Here is a 17,393-nt window from a genome sequence, read left to right as displayed (position 1 = left end):
TCTTCTTCCCAACCCGTGATCACTCGTGGCAGGCTCTACGGCGCTTAATTGGCCGGTCATCGAGTGCTCAATGCCTTTCTCCAATGGTTTTCTCCTCAGCCTGTCCCTGTGCCTGGACATCGGCATCGCCAACATCGCCATGATCACCTTGGCCATGCAGCGTGGTTTTCTCAAAGGCTTCTGGCTGGGGCTTGGCACCTGCGTGGGGGATCTGGTCTATGCCGTTGCCGCACTGGCCGGGATGACCGTGCTGCTGCAATTCGAAAGCGTGCGCTGGACCTTGTGGCTGGGCGGTTCGGCGCTGCTGGTGTGGTTCGCGGTGAAGATGCTGCTGGCAGCATGGCGTGGCGGGCATATGGACACCCGAGCAGACGTGGTGGTGGAGTCGGGCTGGCGCGAGTTTTTGCGCGGGATCTTCTTGGCCATGTCTTCACCCACCGCGATTTTGTGGTTCGCGGCGGTCGGTGGCGTGCTGATTTCCCGCTCGGGCGGTGGCAGCTTGCTGGAGGCTGGGTTGTTCCTCAGCGGCTTTTTCGCGGCGGGGCTGGTCTGGTGCCTGAGCCTGTGTGGCATCGCTAGCCACGGTGGGCGTTTGCTGGGGGATCGATTGCTGACCTGGTCGTACCTGCTGTCGGCGGCGATTTTCTGCTATTTCGCGGTGTACGTGATTGTTTCGGGGTATCGCGAGTTCATTCTCTCTAGCCCAGCCCTTTAAGATTTTTTTCATAGGCCTGTCGATTCCCCCGGCTACCGTTCGACCAAGCGTTGAAGGCACAGACATCCTTGTGCCGAAACCTGACGAACGATCGGAGGAACCCCCGATGAGCACCGCAGCCGAAAGCGAAATCCGCCAACTGATCGACCGCTGGATGCAGGCCGTGCGCGGCCGTGACATCCCAGGCATCACTGCCCCCTATGCCGACGATATCGTCGCCTTCGATGCCATCAAGGCACTGCAATTCAAAGGCAAGGCCGCCTACAAGGCCCACTGGGAAATGTGCATGGGCATGTGCACCGGTCCCATGGTCTTCGAACTCACCCAACTCACCGTCTACGCCGACGGCGACCTGGGCCTGGCCCACTGGTTGAACCGTTGCGGCCCGTCGGACGACGAAAGCCAATGCGGCTTCATGCGCGTCACGGTCGGCTATCGCCGCCAGGGCGGGCAATGGCAGGTGATCCACGAACACTGGTCGGCACCCTTCGACATGGAAACCCAAAAAGCCCTGTTCGATCTCAAGCCCTGATCCGATATCGCCAAACGCACTTTGCCAAAGCCCTGGAGGCGATCATGAAATACCTGTGCCTGGTCTATTGTGACGAAGGGCTGCTGCACAGCCTGCCCGACAGCCCGGAAGACGCCGAGTGCATGGCGTATGCCGAAACCTTGCAAGGCTCCGGGCGCATGCTCGCGGCCGAGGCGCTCAAGACGGTACAGACCGCTACCACGGTGCGTGTGCGCAGTGGGCACATGAGCCTTACCGATGGCCCGTTCGCCGAGACCAAGGAGCAACTAGCCGGCTTTTATCTGGTGGATGCCCGGGACCTGAACGAGGCGCTGAACATCGCCAAGGGCATCCCCGCCGCCAGGGTCGGCAGTGTAGAAGTGCGGCCTGTGCGCGAACTGCAACCCTGACAATAACGGAGAACAACCAGCATGAGCCTTGCACACCCTGCGCAAGCGCAGCACGAGTTGTCCATCAGCCGCCTGATCGACGCACCACCGGCCAAGGTGTTTCGCGCCTGGACCGAACCTGAGTGGTTGATGAAATGGTGGGGGCCGCATGGCATGACCACCCCGCAATGCGAGATGCAGCTGTGGGTCGGTGGCCTGTTCCGCACCCTGATGCGCGCCCCGGATGGTACCGAGTACCCGACCCAGGGCGTGTTCCTAGAGATTGCCGCGCCAAGGCGGCTGGTGTTCACCGACGCCTTTGGGCCAGGCTGGGTGCCTTCCGACAAAGCGTTCATGACCGCTGTGGTCACCTTCGACGAGGAACACGGCAAGACCCGCTATACCGCCCGCGCCTGGCACTGGAATGCCGCCGACAGCCGTGCCCACGAGGAAATGGGCTTTCACCAGGGCTGGGGAGAAAGCCTGGATCGCCTGGTGGAGGTGGTGACCCAACGGATGCCAGACTGATGGCAAGCCTGGAGCAGGTGCGCGCCGAGGTCGAGGCGGTCTACCGCCGTGATTCGCGGCGCATCCTGGCAACCTTGATCCGCCTGTTGGGGGATTTCGACCTGGCCGAGGAGGCCATGCACGATGCGTTCTTCATCGCCGTCGAACGCTGGCAGCGTGATGGCATCCCCGGTAGCCCGCGGGCGTGGCTGGTTTCGACCGGCCGCTTCAAGGCCATCGATGCGTTGCGCCGACGTGCCCGCTTCGACCGCTCCCAGGCGGACCTGATCATGCTGCTGGAAAGCCAGGTGCAAGACCCCAGCGAGGACGAACTGCTTGTCGACGACCGTCTGCGGCTGATCTTCACCTGCTGCCACCCGGCATTGGCTGCCGACGCCCAGGTGCCACTGACCCTGCGCGAAGTCTGCGACCTGACTACCGAGCAGATTGCCCGGGCCTTCCTGCAAAGCCCGGCAACCATCGCCCAACGCATCGTGCGCGCCAAGGCCAAGATCCGCGACGCCGGCATCCCCTATCAAGTGCCCGCGCTCAACGAGTTGCCCGAGCGCCTCGCGAGCGTACTGCGGGTGATCTACCTGGTGTTCAACGAAGGGTACTCGGCGTCGTCCGGAAACGTACTGCTGCAGCAGGATCTGTCTGACGAAGCGATCCGTCTCGGCCGCCTGCTGGTGCAATTGCTGCCAGACCCGGAGGTGACCGGCTTGCTGGCACTGATGCTGTTGCAGGCATCGCGGCAACGCGCGCGTACCGACGCCGAGGGCAACCTGGTGTTGCTTGAACGACAAGACCGCAGCCTGTGGGACCGTGAGCGCATCGAAGAGGGCTGTGAACTGGTGCGTCACGCCCTGCGAAGCCGGGGGTATGGCGCCTATACCGTGCAGGCGGCGATAGCTGCGGTGCATGCCGAGGCGGCCACGGCCAATGACACCGACTGGGACGAGATCGTCGGGCTGTATGACGTGTTGCAAGGGCACTGGCCGTCCGCCGTGGTGGCGCTCAACCGGGCAGTGGCGCTGGCGAAACGGGATGGGCCCGAGGCGGGGCTGGCGGAGGTTGAAGCGATTCTGGCGGCGGGCGAGTTGCGTGATTATCACCTGGTGCATGCGGCAAGCGCGGAGCTGCATGCTCAACTGGGCCATGTCGAAGAGGCCCGTGCCGCCTGGAAGCAGGCATTGGCGTTGACCCGACAGGAGCCGGAGCGGCGGCATATCGAGCGGCGGCTCCAGGCACTGGAATGAGCGGGCAATACTGCCCGCTTGTGTCTTGGAGAGGGAATAGAATCTGAAGTGAGAGCGGTGAATGGCAAGCTGATAGCCCGAGGTGCCCAGAGCACGTGTGGGAGCAAAAGCTGCCATTCACCGTTCCACTTTGGCGAGAGCCCGAACAGTTGGATGAGGGGCGTAATCTCGAATCACAAGCGTGGGCCAAGCCAAAGCGCTCTCACTCCTTGAGTTTAAGAGGGTTTGGCCATGTCTTCCTCTGTCGGCATCGATGTTTCCAGTGCCACACTTGCTGTTCACATCCGCCCTGAGGGGGTGAACTTCAGTGTTTCCAATGACTTGAAGGGATTCCAACTGCTCGTCGAAAAGCTTGGCGGGTATGCAGTTTCAATGGTCTTGCTCGAAGCTACCGGTGGCTACGAGTGCAATGTCCTCAAAGCGCTGCGGGATGCCGATTTTCCGGTTTGCCGGATCAATCCCAGTCGTGCCCGGGACTTTGCCAAGTCGATGGGTAAACGCGCCAAGACCGATCCCATTGACGCAGCGGTTTTGGCTCACCTGGCTGAAGTTATGCCCCCACGGCCTTGCCAGGTGATGACACCCGAGCGGGCCTTGCTGCGCGAACTGCTTATGCAGCGGGATCGCTTCGTCCAACAGCGCGACGATGACAAGCGGCGCCTGAAGCAGGCGCGGGCTCCCAGTGTTTGTTTGCGGTTGGAACAACACATCGCCTATCTGAAGGGTGAAATTCGAGCGCTGGAACAAGAGATCGCACAGCAGGCAGCAGCTTTGCCTGATGACCGGGTTAAACAGCTCACTCAAGTCAAAGGAATTGGTCTGATTACTGCCGGAAAGCTGATGGCCTTGCTGCCAGAGCTGGGCCAGGTGGATAAGAAGGAAATTGCCGCCTTGGTCGGTGTTGCGCCGTTCAACCAGGACAGCGGCAAGCAGTCGGGCAAGCGTTCAATCTGGGGGGGCGCTCACAAGTCAGGCGGGCGCTCTATATGGCCTGCTGGGTGGTGATACGGCACAACAAGGACTTCTGCGAGCGCTACAAAGCACTGCGAGCCCAAGGGAAGTGCGCGAAAGTATCGGTGGTGGCGTGTATGCGAGTATTGATAGTGAGGCTAAATGCGATGCTCAAGACCGGAACGCCCTGGAAGGAGCAAATAGCTCATTCGTAGGAGCAAGCCTTGCTGGCGATGCCCGGCACAGCCGGGCCTGGGGCGCTACGCGCCCCATCGCCGGCAAGGCCAGCTTCCACAAGAAGACAGTTGCTCCCACTCAATCAAGGGGCTGGCCTTGCGCAGAAACCCGCGCTGAAATCAGCTGGCCACGAAATTAGGTGGCGATACCAGCTCGACGGTCTGCTGCTTGCGCGGTGCCAGGATCTCGGCCTCGCCCTCGACGACCAGCTCATCGTTCTGGTTGTACACATTGGTGGCGATGCGCACCTTGAACTTGGGCAGCTTCTCAAGGATTTCCAGGCGCACGGTCAGGGTGTCGCCAATTTTTACCGGCTTCTGGAAGCTCATCTTCTGGCCCAGGTAGATGGTGCCAGGCCCAGGCAGGGTGCAGGCCACCGCCGCACTGATCAGCGCGCCGCTGAACATGCCATGGGCAATGCGTTCACGGAACATGCTTTTGGCCGCGAACTCGGCATCCAGGTGCACCGGGTTGTGGTCACCGGACATCGCGGCGAACAGCTGGATGTCGCGTTCTTCCACAGACTTTTCAAAGGTGGCTGTCTGGCCGACTTCAAGGGCTTCGTAAGGCGTGTTGGTGACCTGGGACATCGGGGCTTCCTTAAGCGGTGGGCGAGGGCGGCTATCATTCACTGCGCGCAGGGCGGCCAAGGGCCAGCGCCTGTTCGAGCCAGCCGAGAATATCGGCGGTGACCTCGTCACGGTTGGTTTCGTTAAGCACTTCGTGCCGCGCCTCAGGGTAGACGCGCAGCTGTATATGCCGGTTGCCGGTCGCGCGCAGCGCGTCGGCCAGATGACTGAGACGCTTGCCGGCACTGACCGGATCACATTCGCCGCCAATCACCAGCATTGGCAGGTTCGGATCGATCTGCGCGAGGTTACTTGCCTGGCTGATTTGCGCCAAGCCTCGCAGCAGGTCAAGCCACAGTTGATTGCTGCAGCGAAAGCCGCAGAGCGGGTCATTCACGTACAGGTCGACTTCGCCAGGGTCGCGGCTAAGCCAGTCGAAGGCCGTGCGGTTGGGCTTGAAGGCCTTGTTGAACGAGCCGAACGACAACCAGTCGATCAGCGCGCTCTTGCCCAGCGGCCCCTGGCGCCAGGCCTCTACCCGGGCAATCAGCCGTGCCACCCGGTACAGCGCTGCCGGCTGGAAGTTGGAGCCGCTGAGGATCGCCCCATGCACGCTGGCACTGTGGTGCATCAGGTACGCCTGGGCAATGTAGCTGCCCATGCTGTGGCCGAACAGGAACAACGGTGTGCAGGGGTATTGCTGACCAATGTGCTGGGTGAGCAATCCCAGGTCATTGATGACGGCATTCCAGCCATGATGGCGGGCGAACAGGCCGAGGCTGCCCAGCTCGGCGGTGCGGCCATGGCCCCGCAGGTCGGGGGCGAACAGGGCGAAGCCGGCCTCGCTCAGCGCGTGGCCCAGGCGCTGGTAGCGCCCGGCGTGCTCGGCCATGCCATGAGCCAGCAACACCACGGCCTTGACCGGCGTGGCCGGCAGCCATTGGTGCACGTACAGGCTGCAATGCTCGCTGGCGGGCAGCCAGAAGGCGTCATGTGGCATGGCGGATCCTTTGCGCAGGGGTACGAGCACAGTGTATGCGCAACCGGCTGGATTGCAGGAAGGGCACAAATAAGATTCACAATGTTAATGGCGCAGCTTGGCGTATATGCCGTCTTGGGCTTACCTGCTAACGTCGGTTGAACGCCTGTTTGCCATTGGCGACCAGGTCAAAGGATTAACCGACCCGCTCCACGGCAGGTCCAGGCAGAGGAACAATAATAAATGCAAGCCGACTTCTGGAACGACAAGCGCCCGGCGGGCGTGCCTTCTACTATCGATATCCATGCCTATACCTCCGTCGTCGAGGTGTTCGAGCGCTCCTGCAAGCGTTTTGCCGATCGCCCGGCGTTCAGCAACCTCGGCGTCACCCTGACCTACGCGGAACTGGAGCGCCATTCGGCGGCCTTCGCTGCCTGGCTGCAGCAACATACCGATCTGGTCCCGGGCGATCGCATCGCGGTGCAGATGCCCAACGTGCTGCAGTACCCGATTGCCGTCTTCGGTGCGCTGCGCGCTGGCCTGATCGTGGTCAACACCAACCCGCTCTACACCGAGCGTGAAATGCGCCACCAGTTCATGGACTCCGGCGCCCGCGCGCTGGTCTACCTGAACATGTTCGGCAAACGCGTGCAGGAGGTGCTGCCCGATACCGCTATCGAGTACCTGATCGAAGCGAAAATGGGTGACCTGCTGCCCGCCGCCAAGGGCTGGCTGGTCAACACCGTGGTCGACAAGCTGAAAAAGATGGTCCCGGCCTACCAATTGCCCCAGGCGGTGTCATTCAAGCAGGTGCTGCGCGAAGGCCGCGCGCTGAGCCACAAGCCGGTGCCGCTGAGCCTGGGCGATATCGCCGTGCTGCAATACACCGGCGGCACCACAGGCCTGGCCAAGGGCGCCATGCTCACCCACGCCAACCTGGTGGCCAACATGCTTCAGGTGCTGGCGTGTTTTTCGCAGCACGGGCCAGACGGGCAGAAGATGATCAAAGAAGGGCAGGAGGTGATGATCGCGCCGCTGCCGCTGTATCACATCTATGCCTTTACCGCGAACTGCATGTGCATGATGGTCACCGGCAACCACAACGTGCTGATCACCAACCCGCGGGACATTGCCGGCTTCATCAAGGAGTTGGGCAAGTGGCGTTTCTCCGGCCTGCTGGGGCTCAATACGTTGTTCGTCGCGCTGATGGACCACCCAGGCTTCAGGCAGTTGGACTTTTCCGCACTGAAAGTCACCAATTCCGGCGGTACCGCGCTGGTCAAGGCCACCGCCGAGCGCTGGGAGAGCCTCACAGGCTGTCGCATCGTCGAAGGTTACGGCCTGACCGAGACCTCGCCGGTCGCCAGCACCAACCCTTACGGCCAGTTGGCGCGCCTGGGCACGGTGGGTATCCCGGTGGTAGGTACGGCGTTCAAGGTGATCGACGACGACGGCAACGAGATGCCGCTGGGGGAGCGGGGTGAGCTGTGCATCAAGGGCCCGCAGGTGATGAAGGGCTATTGGCAGCAACCCGAAGCCACGGCGCAGACCCTGGATGCGCAGGGCTGGCTGAAAACCGGCGACATCGCGGTGATCGACCCGGATGGGTTCACCCGCATCGTCGACCGCAAGAAGGACATGATCATCGTCTCGGGCTTCAACGTGTACCCCAACGAAATCGAGGATGTGATCATGGGCCATCCGCAGGTGGCCAACTGCGCGGCCATCGGTGTGCCGGACGAGCGTTCCGGCGAGGCGGTGAAACTGTTCGTGGTGCCGCGCGAGGGCGGGTTGAGCGTCGATGAGCTCAGGGCGTACTGCAAGGCCAACTTCACGGGCTACAAAGTGCCCAAGCACATTGTGTTGCGCGAATCGTTGCCGATGACACCGGTGGGCAAGATCCTGCGACGCGAGTTACGTGACATCGCGTGACCGGGCTGAAAGACGTCTCTAGAACGGGCCTTTTGGCCCGTTTTGCGACATTTTGGATAAATACTCTAAAAATGACCTGTATTGTTCATTGAGTCATTTTTGTGACCGTAAGGCCTATTTTGGCCTCTAGGCGACCCCTGGCAAAGCTGTTACTCTCGGGCCGCTTTCAGATGATTCGGTTTGCAATGAGCCGTCATCACATATCAATAATAAGCGCATCGACGCGTGAATCGAACTTCGCTGTTGCTGAAGGAGTGGGCTTCCATGATCGAACATTTTTGGAAGGATAAATACCCAGCCGGGATTACGGCGGAAATCAATCCTGACGAATTCCCCAATATCCAGGCGGTACTCAAGCAATCCTGCCAACGCTTTGCCGACAAACCGGCCTTTAGCAACCTGGGCAAGACTATCACTTATGGCGAACTGTATACGCTGTCGGGGGCATTTGCCGCCTGGCTGCAGCAGCACACCGACCTGAAACCGGGTGATCGCATCGCTGTGCAACTGCCCAATGTCATGCAATACCCGGTAGCGGTATTCGGTGCCATGCGTGCAGGGCTGATCGTGGTCAACACCAACCCGCTGTACACCACGCGGGAGATGGAGCACCAGTTCAACGACTCCGGCGCCAAAGCGTTGGTGTGCCTGGCCAACATGGCCCACCTGGCCGAAAAGGTGGTGCCCAAGACCCAGGTCAAGCATGTCATCGTCACCGAAGTGGCCGACCTGCTGCCGCCGCTCAAGCGCCTGCTGGTCAACAGTGTCATCAAGTACGTGAAGAAGATGGTGCCGGCCTACGACCTGCCGCGTGCGGTGCGCTTCAACGATGCCCTGGCCCTGGGCAAGGGCCAGCCGGTGACCGAGGCCAACCCGCACGCCAACGACGTTGCGGTGCTGCAATATACCGGCGGCACCACGGGGGTGGCCAAGGGCGCGATGCTGACCCACCGCAACCTGATGGCCAACATGCTGCAGTGCCGGGCGCTGATGGGCTCGAACCTGCATGAAGGCTGCGAGATCCTGATCACACCGCTGCCGCTTTACCACATCTATGCCTTTACCTTCCATTGCATGGCGATGATGCTGATCGGCAACCACAACGTGCTCATCAGCAACCCGCGTGATTTGCCTGCGATGGTCAAGGAACTGGGCAAGTGGAAGTTCAGCGGTTTCGTTGGCCTCAACACCTTGTTCGTCGCCCTGTGCAACAACGAAGGGTTCCGCGCCCTGGACTTCTCTGCGCTGAAAATCACCTTGTCGGGCGGCATGGCCCTGCAACTGAGCGTGGCCGAGCGCTGGAAGGCCGTTACCGGTTGTGCCATCTGCGAAGGCTACGGCATGACCGAAACCAGCCCGGTGGCTGCGGTTAACCCGTCTGAGGCCAACCAGGTCGGCACCATCGGTATTCCGGTGCCTTCGACGCTGTGCAAGATCATCGACGACAATGGCAATGAACTGCCGCTGGGCGAGGTGGGTGAGCTGTGCATCAAGGGCCCGCAAGTGATGAAGGGTTACTGGCAGCGCGAGGATGCCACCGCCGAGATCCTCGACAGCGAGGGCTGGCTCAAGACCGGCGACATCGCGCTGATCCAGCCAGACGGTTACATGCGCATCGTCGACCGCAAGAAGGACATGATCCTGGTCTCGGGTTTCAACGTGTACCCCAACGAGCTGGAAGACGTGCTGGCCGGCTTGCCCGGTGTGCTGCAGTGTGCGGCCATTGGCGTGCCGGACGAGAAATCGGGCGAAGTGATCAAGGTGTTCATCGTGGTCAAGCCGGGCATGACCGTAACCAAGGAGCAGGTGATGGAGCACATGCGTGCCAACGTCACCGGTTACAAGGTGCCGCGCTTCATCGAGTTCCGCGATACATTGCCGACCACCAACGTGGGCAAGATCTTGCGCCGTGAGTTGCGTGATGAAGAGTTGAAGAAGCAGGGGCTCAAGAAGATCGCTTGATCCTTTAATCTGGGCTGGCTTTGCTGGCCCTATCGCGGGGCAAGCCCGCTCCCACAGGTATCCCGAAACACATCAGTATTGTGGGATACCTGTGGGAGCGGGCTTGCCCCGCGAAAGGGCCGGTAAAATCAGCGCAGTTTCTCAAGCATCTGGTAGTACCACATCCCCGCCGCCAGCAGCGGATTCCCCAGCAAGTCCCCCATCGGCACCCGCACGTGCTTGCACTGCGCAAAGGTGTCGAACTTCTCCAGTGTCCCGGTCAGCGCCTCGGCCATGATCTCGCCCATGATGTGGCTGGTGGCAATGCCGTGCCCGGAGTATCCCTGGCAGTACCAGACATTGTCCGAGAGCTTGCCCAGTTGCGGGATGCGATTGACCACGATACCCATGGCGCAGCTCCACTGGAACTCGATCGGTACCCCTTTTAGCGCCGGGAAGGTGCGTTCGATGCAAGGGCGCAGCTCACCTTCGATATCCCGTGAATCACGCCCGGAGTAGTTGGCGCCGCCGCCAAACAGCAAACGCTTGTCGGCGGTCAGGCGGTAATAGTCGAGGACAAAGCGGCAGTCGTACACCGCCAGGTCCTGCGGGTTGATCTGCTCGGCCAGCTCGCCCAGCGGTGCGGTGGTGACGATGCCCCCCATGGCCGGGAAGATCTTGCCCTTGAGCTTGCGCTGCTCCAGCTTGTGGTAAACATCGCCGGCCAGCATCACCTGGCGGGCTTCAATCCGCCCCTGGGCTGTCACGACCGCCGGGCGCGGGCCGTGGACGATGTCCAGCACTTCTGAGTTCTCGAAGATCAGTGCCCCCAGGCTGTGGGCGGCACGCGCCTCGCCCAGGCACAGGTTGAGCGGGTGCAGGTGCAGGTTGCGACGGTTTTTCAGAGCGCCCAGGTACAGCGGGCTCTGCAGGTGCCGGGCAATGGCGCGGCTGTCGAGCATCTCGACCTGGTCACCCATGCCGCGCCGCTGGGCCTCAGCCTCGAAGCCCCGCAGCTCGTTCAGGTGCGAGGGCTTCATCGCCGCATGCAGGTGGCCGCGCTTGAGGTCGCAGTCGATGCCGTAGCGTGCCACCCGTTGCTCGATGATCTGGTGCCCACGCCAGCGCAGGTGCCAGATGAAATCATCCACCTCGCTGCCCAGGCGATCGCGCATCTGTGTGCGCATGGCTTCATCACCCGACAGGCTGCCGGTCACCTGCCCGCCATTGCGCCCGCTGGCGCCCCAGCCGATGCGGTTGGTCTCGACGATGGCCACCTTGAGGCCGCGCTCGGCCAATTCCACTGCGGTGGCCACGCCGGTGAATCCACCGCCGATGATGGCCACGTCGACGTCCACGGTGCCCTTGAGGGTTGGGTACTGCGTGTGGTCATTGAGGGAGGCGCTGTAGTAGGACGGCGCACGTTGGGCCGGTCCCTTGTTCAATGCTGCGTTCATGGGTGTTCCTTGTAATGAATGGGGCTCAGGCCTGGTGCAGGTACCAGCGCCAGTCCTGTTCGCTGACTTCGGCCATGAACTGGCGGTACTCGGCGCGCTTGACCTTCAGGTACACCCCGAGGAAGTCCTCGCCCAGTGCTTCCCGGGCCCAGTCCGAATGCTGCAAGGCATCCAGGGCGGTCAGCCAGTCGGTGGGCAGGTGCTCGGTGGCCTGGGCGTAGCCGTTGCCCTCGACGGGGGCGCCGGGGTCCAGCTGTTCACGAATGCCGCGGTGGCTGGCAGCGAGGATGGCCGCAGCGGCCAGGTACGGGTTGGCATCGGCACCGCAGATGCGATGCTCGACGTGCCGGCTGTTGGCCGGGCCGCCCGGTACCCGCAGGCTGACCGTGCGGTTGTCGACGCCCCAGGTGGGTGCAAGCGGCGCGTAGCTGTTGGCCTGGAAGCGGCGGAACGAGTTGGCATTGGGGCAAAACAGCAGCAGCGAATCGCGCAGGTGGCGCAGCATGCCGGCCACCGCTTGGCGCAGCAACGGCGTACCGGCTTTGTCCTCGCTGGCGAACAGGTTGTTGCCGGCGCTGTCGGCCAGGCTCAGGTGCATGTGCATGCCGGTGCCGGCCAGTTGAGCAAACGGTTTGGCCATGAAGCAGGCCTGCATGCCATGGGCATGGGCCACGCCTTTGACCAGGCGCTTGTAGCGCACGGCTTGGTCCATGGCCGCCAGCGCATCGCCGTGCTCAAGGGTGATTTCCACCTGGCCGGGTGCGTACTCGGAGATCGCCGTGCGGGCCGGAATGCCCTGGGCCTTGCAGGCGGCGTAGAGGTCGGCGAGAAACGGCTCGATCTGTTCCAGCTCACGCAGGCCATATACCTGAGTGCTGCGCGGGCGACCGCCGTCGTTGTCCAGGGCCGGCTGCGGGCGGCCCTGTGCATCGCGTTTCTGGTCGAGCAGGTAAAACTCCAGTTCGCACGCCATCACCGGGTGGTAGCCGTCGGCCTTGAGCGCATCGATGGTGCGCAGCAGTACATGGCGGGGGTCGGCGATGCTGGCCGGCAAGCCTTCGCTGGGGTGCATGCTGACCTGTACCGCTGCCGTCGGTATGCGCCGCCAGGGCAGGCGTACCAGGCTGCCCTCCAGCGGGTAGGCGCGGCAGTCGATGTCGCCAACATCCCAGACCAGGCCTGAGTTTTCGACGTCATCGCCATTGAGGGTCAGGCCGAGGATGGTGCTGGGCAGCGGCCGCCCGGTCTGGTAGACCGCCAGCAGTTCCTCGCGGTGCAGCAGCTTGCCGCGCGGAACGCCGTTGGCGTCGAGGATGAACAGTTCGACCAGCTCGATATCGGGGTTGTCGGCCAGAAATCGGCTGGCCTGCTCTACGGGTGCAAAATGCATGATGAATTCGCTCACGGGCGCACAGGGCCACCGCGCATGCAGGCGGCCCAGTTGAGTCAAACGGCCAGACGGTGGCCGGGTTTGGTCACAATGGCGTGAGCGAAGTGTCCGGTGGGCGTGCGTGGCGGCAGTGCCACAAGGCCCAGAAGGCGAGGATGATGTGGACCAGCGGATTTTCCCCAGCACGGCTCCGGGCCTTCGGTAGCGAAGGGCGGGACGACGGTGGGGCAATAGGCTGGGCGGGAGTCATGCCTTTGATACTCACATGCGGCGTAAGGTTGATTAAAGCAGTGAATGGCAACCTTTACATCAGGCTTCACTAAACATTGTGCGCTTGCCTGATCGTTGTAGGAGCGGCCTTGGGTCGCGAAAGGGCTGCACGGCAGCCCCCGTTTTGAATGCCGGGAATCAGCAGAGAACCCTCAAATCTGCGACAATCGCGCCTCTTCAAATGCCGATCATGAAAAAGCAGGCTCACCTGCATCACTAAAAAGCCCCATGACAGACCAAGCCATCGACCAGCTCCTGAAAAACCTCGACCACGCCATGATCGCCGACCGCCATCGTCTGCGCCGGCAACTGCATGAGCTGCGCAAACGCCCAGACGAAGCCAAGCTTGCCCAGTGGGTGGAAAAGGTTCAGGCCTCCTGCGCCCAGGTCACCGCGCGCCAGCAAAGCGTGCCGACCGTGCGCTACGACGATAGCCTGCCGATTGCCGCCAAGCGTGACGAGATCAAAAAGGCGCTGGCCGAGCACCAGGTGCTGGTGATCGCCGGTGAGACCGGCTCGGGCAAGACCACGCAGTTGCCGAAGATCTGCCTGGAACTGGGGCGCGGCAGCCATGGCCTGATCGCCCACACTCAGCCACGCCGGATCGCCGCGCGCAGCGTCGCCGCCCGTGTCGCCGAAGAGCTCGGCACGCCGCTTGGCGGGCTGGTTGGCTACCAGGTGCGGTTCGAGGACCAGAGTGATGCCAATACCCTGGTCAAACTGATGACCGACGGCATCCTGCTGGCCGAGACCCAGCACGACCGCTTCCTCGAACGCTACGACACGATCATCGTCGACGAAGCCCACGAGCGCAGCCTCAACATCGACTTCCTGCTCGGCTACCTCAAGGCCCTGCTGCACCGCCGTCCGGAGCTGAAGCTAATCATCACGTCGGCGACCATCGACCTTGAGCGTTTCTCCCAGCATTTCGATGGCGCACCGATCATCGAAGTGTCGGGGCGCACCTTCCCGGTAGAAACCTGGTACCGCCCGCTGACCAGCGAGCAGGACGAGGAAGGCAACCAGATCGAGGAAGACCTCACCGTCGATCAGGCGATCCTCGCCACGCTGGACGAGCTGGCGCAGCACGAGCGCAGCGAGGGCAAGGGGCCTGGCGATGTGCTGATCTTCTTGCCCGGCGAGCGGGAAATCCGCGATGCCGCCGAGATTTTGCGCAAGGCGCAACTGCGCCATACCGAGATTCTGCCGTTGTATGCGCGCCTGTCGCCCGCCGAGCAGCAGCGTATTTTCCAGTCGCACACCGGGCGCCGGGTGATCCTGGCCACCAACGTCGCCGAGACCTCGCTGACCGTGCCGGGCATTCGCTACGTGATCGACACCGGCACCGCCCGTATCAGCCGCTACAGCTACCGCGCCAAGGTCCAGCGCCTGCCGATTGAGGCGGTGTCGCAGGCCAGCGCCAACCAGCGTAAAGGCCGTTGCGGCCGGGTCGAGCCTGGCATCTGCGTGCGCCTGTACAGCGAAGAGGATTTCAACGGCCGGCCGGCGTTTACCGACCCGGAGATCCTGCGCACCAACCTCGCGGCAGTGATCCTGCAGATGCTGCACCTGCGCCTGGGTGCGATCGATGCCTTCCCGTTCATCGAGCCGCCGGATGGCAAGGCCATCAGCGACGGTTTCAACCTGTTGCAGGAGCTCTCGGCGGTCAACCGCGAGAACCAGCTGACCCCGCTCGGCAGGCAGCTGGCGCGCTTGCCTATCGACCCACGGCTGGGCCGCATGCTGCTGGAAGGCGCCCGCCAAGGCAGCCTGCAGGAAGTGCTGATCGTCACCAGTGCCCTGTCGGTGCAGGACCCGCGCGAGCGGCCGCCGGAGCGCCAGCAGGCGGCCGACCAGGCGCATGCGCAGTGGAAGGACGTCGATTCCGACTTCGCCGCGCTGGTCAACCTGTGGCGTGGTTTCGAGGAGCAGCGCCAGGCATTGACCGCCAACCCGCTGCGCAACTGGTGCCGCAAGAACTTCCTGAATTACCTGCGCCTGCGCGAATGGCGCGATTCCCACCGCCAGCTGGCGTTGATCTGCCGTGAACTGCAGTTGGCGGTCAACAAGGAGCCGGCCGATTACCAGCGGATGCACAAGGCCATCCTCAGCGGCCTGCTCAGCCAGATCGGCCAGAAGACAGAAGAGGGCGATTACCAGGGTGCCCGTCAGCGGCGCTTCTGGGTCCACCCGTCCTCGGGGTTGGGCCGCAAGCGCCCACAGTGGGTCATGGCTGCGGAGTTGGTGGAGACCACCAAACTGTATGCGCGCATGGTCGCCAGGATCGAGCCCGACTGGATCGAGCCGCTGGCGACTCACCTGATCAAGAAGAACCACTTCGAGCCGCACTGGGAGAAAAAGCGCGGGCAAGTGGTGGCCTATGAACAGATCACGTTGTATGGGTTGATCCTGGTGGGCCGGCGCCCGGTGCACTTCGGCCCGATCGACCCGGTGACATCGCGGGAGCTGTTCATCCGCGACGGGCTGGTGGGGGGCGAGATTCAGTCGCGGGCCAAGTGCCTGTCGGCCAACAAGCGCCTGCTCGAACAGCTCGACGAACTGGAGGCCAAGGCCCGCCGGCGCGACATCCTCGCCGATGAAGAGACCCTATACGCCTTCTACGAAGCGCGCCTGCCCGAGGACATCCACCAGACCGCCACCTTCGATGCCTGGTACCGCATGACCAGCCAGAAGGACGCCAACTTGCTGATCATGCGCGAGGAAGACGTGCTGGCGCGCGAGGCCAGCGAAGTCACCGCTGCGCAGTACCCGGACAGCCTGCAGGTGGGTGACTTGCGCCTGTCGTTGACCTACCACTTCGAGCCGGGCCACCCCCGCGACGGTGTGACCGTGCGCGTACCGGCGCCACTGTTGCCGAGCCTGCCGGGCGAGCGCCTGGAGTGGCTGGTGCCGGGCCTGATCGAGGCCAAGTGCGTGGCGCTGGTGCGCAACCTGCCCAAGGCCCTGCGCAAGAATTTTGTGCCGGTGCCTGACTTTGTCAAAGCCTCGCTGGCGCGCATGACCTTTGGCCAGGGCGCGTTGCCCCAGGCGCTGGGCCAGGAGCTGCTGCGCATGACCGGTGCGCGTGTTTCCGACGAGGCTTGGGCAGAGTCTGTCAGCCTGGTCGAAGGCCACCTGCGGATGAACATCGAAGTGGTCGATGGCCAGGGCAAGTTCCTCGGCGAGGGCCGCGACCTTGCCGAGCTGACCGCACGCTTCGCCGCTGCCAGCCAGGCCGCACTGGCCGTGCCACGCAGCGAGAACGCCGAACGACCGGTGCAGGCCAAGGCCTTCAGTGAAGTGGCGCAGAGCACCCAGCAGAAGATTGCCGGCCTGTCGATGACCGTCTACCCAGCGTTGGTGGACGAAAACGGCACCGTGCGCGAAGGGCGTTTCTCGACCCAGGCCGAAGCTGAGTTCCAGCACCGCCGCGCCTTGCAGCGCCTGTTGCTGCAGCAGTTGGCGGAGCCTGCCAAATTCTTGCGGGGCAAGCTGCCCGGGCTGACCGAACTGGGCTTGCTGTACCGCGAGCTGGGCCGTGTCGAGGCGCTGGTCGAAGACATTCTGCTGGCCAGCCTGGACAGCTGCATCCTGGAGGGCGAACACCCGCTGCCGCGCGATGGTGCAGCCTTGGCCGGGCTGGCCGAGCGCAAACGCGGCAGTTGGGCCGAGCATGCCGAGCGCCTGGCGCGCCAGACCCTGGAAGTGCTCAAGCTGTGGCACGGGCTGCAGAAGCGCTTCAAAGGCAAGATCGACCTGAGCCAGGCGGTGGCGCTGAACGACATCAAGCAACAGCTGGCCAACCTGGTGTATCCGGGCTTCGTTCGCGAGACCCCGGGTGCCTGGTTCAAGGAGCTGCCGCGTTACCTCAAGGCCGTGGAACTGCGGTTGGAGAAACTGGGCTCGCAGGTGCAGAAGGACCGTGTCTGGAGCGGCGAGCTGGCGAACCTCTGGGCCCAGTACAAGACGCGCGCCGACAAGCACGCCCAGGAGGGCAAGCGCGATGAGCAACTGACGCTGTACCGTTGGTTGCTGGAAGAATATCGGGTGTCGTTGTTTGCTCAGCAGCTCGGGACCAAAGTGCCGATTTCGGACAAGCGCTTGAGCAAACAGTGGAGTCAGGTGGAAGGCTAAACTTCCTGACTTGTGGCAATATTGGTGCAATTTGGGGCCGCGTTGCGGCCCTTCGCGGGCAAGCCCGCTCCCACAGGGAGTGCAGCCCTCGCCCTTGAATTGGCACTAAGGTGCCATTGTCCAGTCATGTTTCCAGCCAACGCCCTGTGGCG

12 protein-coding genes and 1 pseudogene are annotated in these 17,393 nt (G+C 62.9%); 9 read left to right on the top strand and 4 right to left on the bottom strand.

The genetic code is table 11. The features are described 5' to 3' along the window. Positions 1-70: 70 nt before the first annotated feature. The 6 genes and pseudogenes from ACSSU5_RS03960 (at position 71) to ACSSU5_RS03935 (ending at position 4,547) form a co-directional block, all read left to right on the top strand. A complete protein-coding gene (locus ACSSU5_RS03960; RefSeq protein WP_264312068.1) occupies positions 71-715 on the top strand; it encodes a LysE family translocator in 645 nt (214 codons plus the stop codon). A gap of 106 nt (positions 716-821) precedes the next feature. Further along, a complete protein-coding gene (locus tag ACSSU5_RS03955) occupies positions 822-1,247 on the top strand; it encodes a YybH family protein (protein WP_264312069.1) in 426 nt (141 codons plus the stop codon). Between the two features lie 44 nt (positions 1,248-1,291). Further along, positions 1,292-1,636 carry a YciI family protein gene (locus ACSSU5_RS03950; RefSeq protein WP_264312070.1) on the top strand — a complete coding sequence of 115 codons (345 nt, stop codon included), beginning with the start codon at positions 1,292-1,294 and terminating at the stop codon, positions 1,634-1,636. 21 nt (positions 1,637-1,657) lie between these two features. Beyond that, on the top strand, positions 1,658-2,143 hold the full coding sequence (locus tag ACSSU5_RS03945; protein WP_264312071.1) for an SRPBCC family protein: 486 nt from the start codon (positions 1,658-1,660) through the stop codon (positions 2,141-2,143). Further along, entirely contained in the window at positions 2,143-3,381 is a 1,239-nt protein-coding gene (locus tag ACSSU5_RS03940; RefSeq protein ID WP_492560641.1) for an RNA polymerase sigma factor, read from the top strand. Before ACSSU5_RS03945 ends, ACSSU5_RS03940 begins: the two co-directional genes overlap by 1 nt. A gap of 231 nt (positions 3,382-3,612) precedes the next feature. Next, a pseudogene (locus ACSSU5_RS03935) lies at positions 3,613-4,547 on the top strand (IS110 family transposase). A gap of 141 nt (positions 4,548-4,688) precedes the next feature. Here ACSSU5_RS03935 and ACSSU5_RS03930 read toward each other — a convergent pair. After that, positions 4,689-5,159, bottom strand: a complete 471-nt coding sequence (locus ACSSU5_RS03930; RefSeq protein WP_264312073.1) for a MaoC family dehydratase — start codon at positions 5,157-5,159, stop codon at positions 4,689-4,691. Between the two features lie 34 nt (positions 5,160-5,193). After that, positions 5,194-6,138 carry an alpha/beta hydrolase gene (locus ACSSU5_RS03925; RefSeq protein WP_492560640.1) on the bottom strand — a complete coding sequence of 315 codons (945 nt, stop codon included), beginning with the start codon at positions 6,136-6,138 and terminating at the stop codon, positions 5,194-5,196. Positions 6,139-6,360: 222 nt separating this feature from the next. On the opposite strand from ACSSU5_RS03925, the gene fadD2 reads away from it, so the two are divergent. Both fadD2 and fadD1 read left to right on the top strand, forming a co-directional pair. After that, on the top strand, positions 6,361-8,049 hold the full coding sequence (gene fadD2 / locus ACSSU5_RS03920) for a long-chain-fatty-acid--CoA ligase FadD2 (RefSeq protein WP_264312075.1): 1,689 nt from the start codon (positions 6,361-6,363) through the stop codon (positions 8,047-8,049). A gap of 264 nt (positions 8,050-8,313) precedes the next feature. Then, positions 8,314-10,011: a long-chain-fatty-acid--CoA ligase FadD1 gene (fadD1, locus tag ACSSU5_RS03915; protein ID WP_264312076.1), complete on the top strand. Its 1,698-nt coding sequence runs from the start codon at positions 8,314-8,316 to the stop codon at positions 10,009-10,011. Between the two features lie 128 nt (positions 10,012-10,139). Here the strand turns inward: fadD1 and ACSSU5_RS03910 are convergent, their stop codons facing one another. Together ACSSU5_RS03910 and ACSSU5_RS03905 are read right to left on the bottom strand one after the other, a co-directional pair. Continuing rightward, positions 10,140-11,447 (bottom strand): NAD(P)/FAD-dependent oxidoreductase, encoded by a 1,308-nt coding sequence (locus tag ACSSU5_RS03910; RefSeq protein ID WP_264312077.1) that lies wholly within the window; start codon positions 11,445-11,447, stop codon positions 10,140-10,142. 25 nt (positions 11,448-11,472) lie between these two features. Further along, the gene (locus tag ACSSU5_RS03905) at positions 11,473-12,837 is read right to left on the bottom strand and encodes a glutamine synthetase family protein (RefSeq protein WP_492560639.1); all 1,365 of its coding nucleotides are present in this window, start codon (positions 12,835-12,837) and stop codon (positions 11,473-11,475) included. A 498-nt stretch (positions 12,838-13,335) separates the two neighbouring features. Between ACSSU5_RS03905 and hrpA the strand changes: the two genes are divergently transcribed. Next, entirely contained in the window at positions 13,336-17,241 is a 3,906-nt protein-coding gene (hrpA, locus tag ACSSU5_RS03900; RefSeq protein ID WP_492560638.1) for an ATP-dependent RNA helicase HrpA, read from the top strand. Positions 17,242-17,393: the final 152 nt, after the last annotated feature.

Source organism: Pseudomonas sp. E1MeOHC2, assembly GCF_058745025.1.
This window is presented reverse-complemented; position numbering and strand designations above follow the sequence as displayed.

What these genes read in the sequence shown, in the direction of transcription:
- ACSSU5_RS03960 (WP_264312068.1), top strand. Translation starts at nt 71, where the DNA reads ATGCCTTTCTCCAATGGTTTTCTCCTCAGCCTGTCCCTGTGCCTGGAC.
- ACSSU5_RS03955 (WP_264312069.1), top strand. Translation starts at nt 822, where the DNA reads ATGAGCACCGCAGCCGAAAGCGAAATCCGCCAACTGATCGACCGCTGG.
- ACSSU5_RS03950 (WP_264312070.1), top strand. Translation starts at nt 1,292, where the DNA reads ATGAAATACCTGTGCCTGGTCTATTGTGACGAAGGGCTGCTGCACAGC.
- ACSSU5_RS03945 (WP_264312071.1), top strand. Translation starts at nt 1,658, where the DNA reads ATGAGCCTTGCACACCCTGCGCAAGCGCAGCACGAGTTGTCCATCAGC.
- ACSSU5_RS03940 (WP_492560641.1), top strand. Translation starts at nt 2,143, where the DNA reads ATGGCAAGCCTGGAGCAGGTGCGCGCCGAGGTCGAGGCGGTCTACCGC.
- ACSSU5_RS03930 (WP_264312073.1), bottom strand. Translation starts at nt 5,159, where the DNA reads ATGTCCCAGGTCACCAACACGCCTTACGAAGCCCTTGAAGTCGGCCAG.
- ACSSU5_RS03925 (WP_492560640.1), bottom strand. Translation starts at nt 6,138, where the DNA reads ATGCCACATGACGCCTTCTGGCTGCCCGCCAGCGAGCATTGCAGCCTG.
- fadD2 (WP_264312075.1), top strand. Translation starts at nt 6,361, where the DNA reads ATGCAAGCCGACTTCTGGAACGACAAGCGCCCGGCGGGCGTGCCTTCT.
- fadD1 (WP_264312076.1), top strand. Translation starts at nt 8,314, where the DNA reads ATGATCGAACATTTTTGGAAGGATAAATACCCAGCCGGGATTACGGCG.
- ACSSU5_RS03910 (WP_264312077.1), bottom strand. Translation starts at nt 11,447, where the DNA reads ATGAACGCAGCATTGAACAAGGGACCGGCCCAACGTGCGCCGTCCTAC.
- ACSSU5_RS03905 (WP_492560639.1), bottom strand. Translation starts at nt 12,837, where the DNA reads ATGCATTTTGCACCCGTAGAGCAGGCCAGCCGATTTCTGGCCGACAAC.
- hrpA (WP_492560638.1), top strand. Translation starts at nt 13,336, where the DNA reads ATGACAGACCAAGCCATCGACCAGCTCCTGAAAAACCTCGACCACGCC.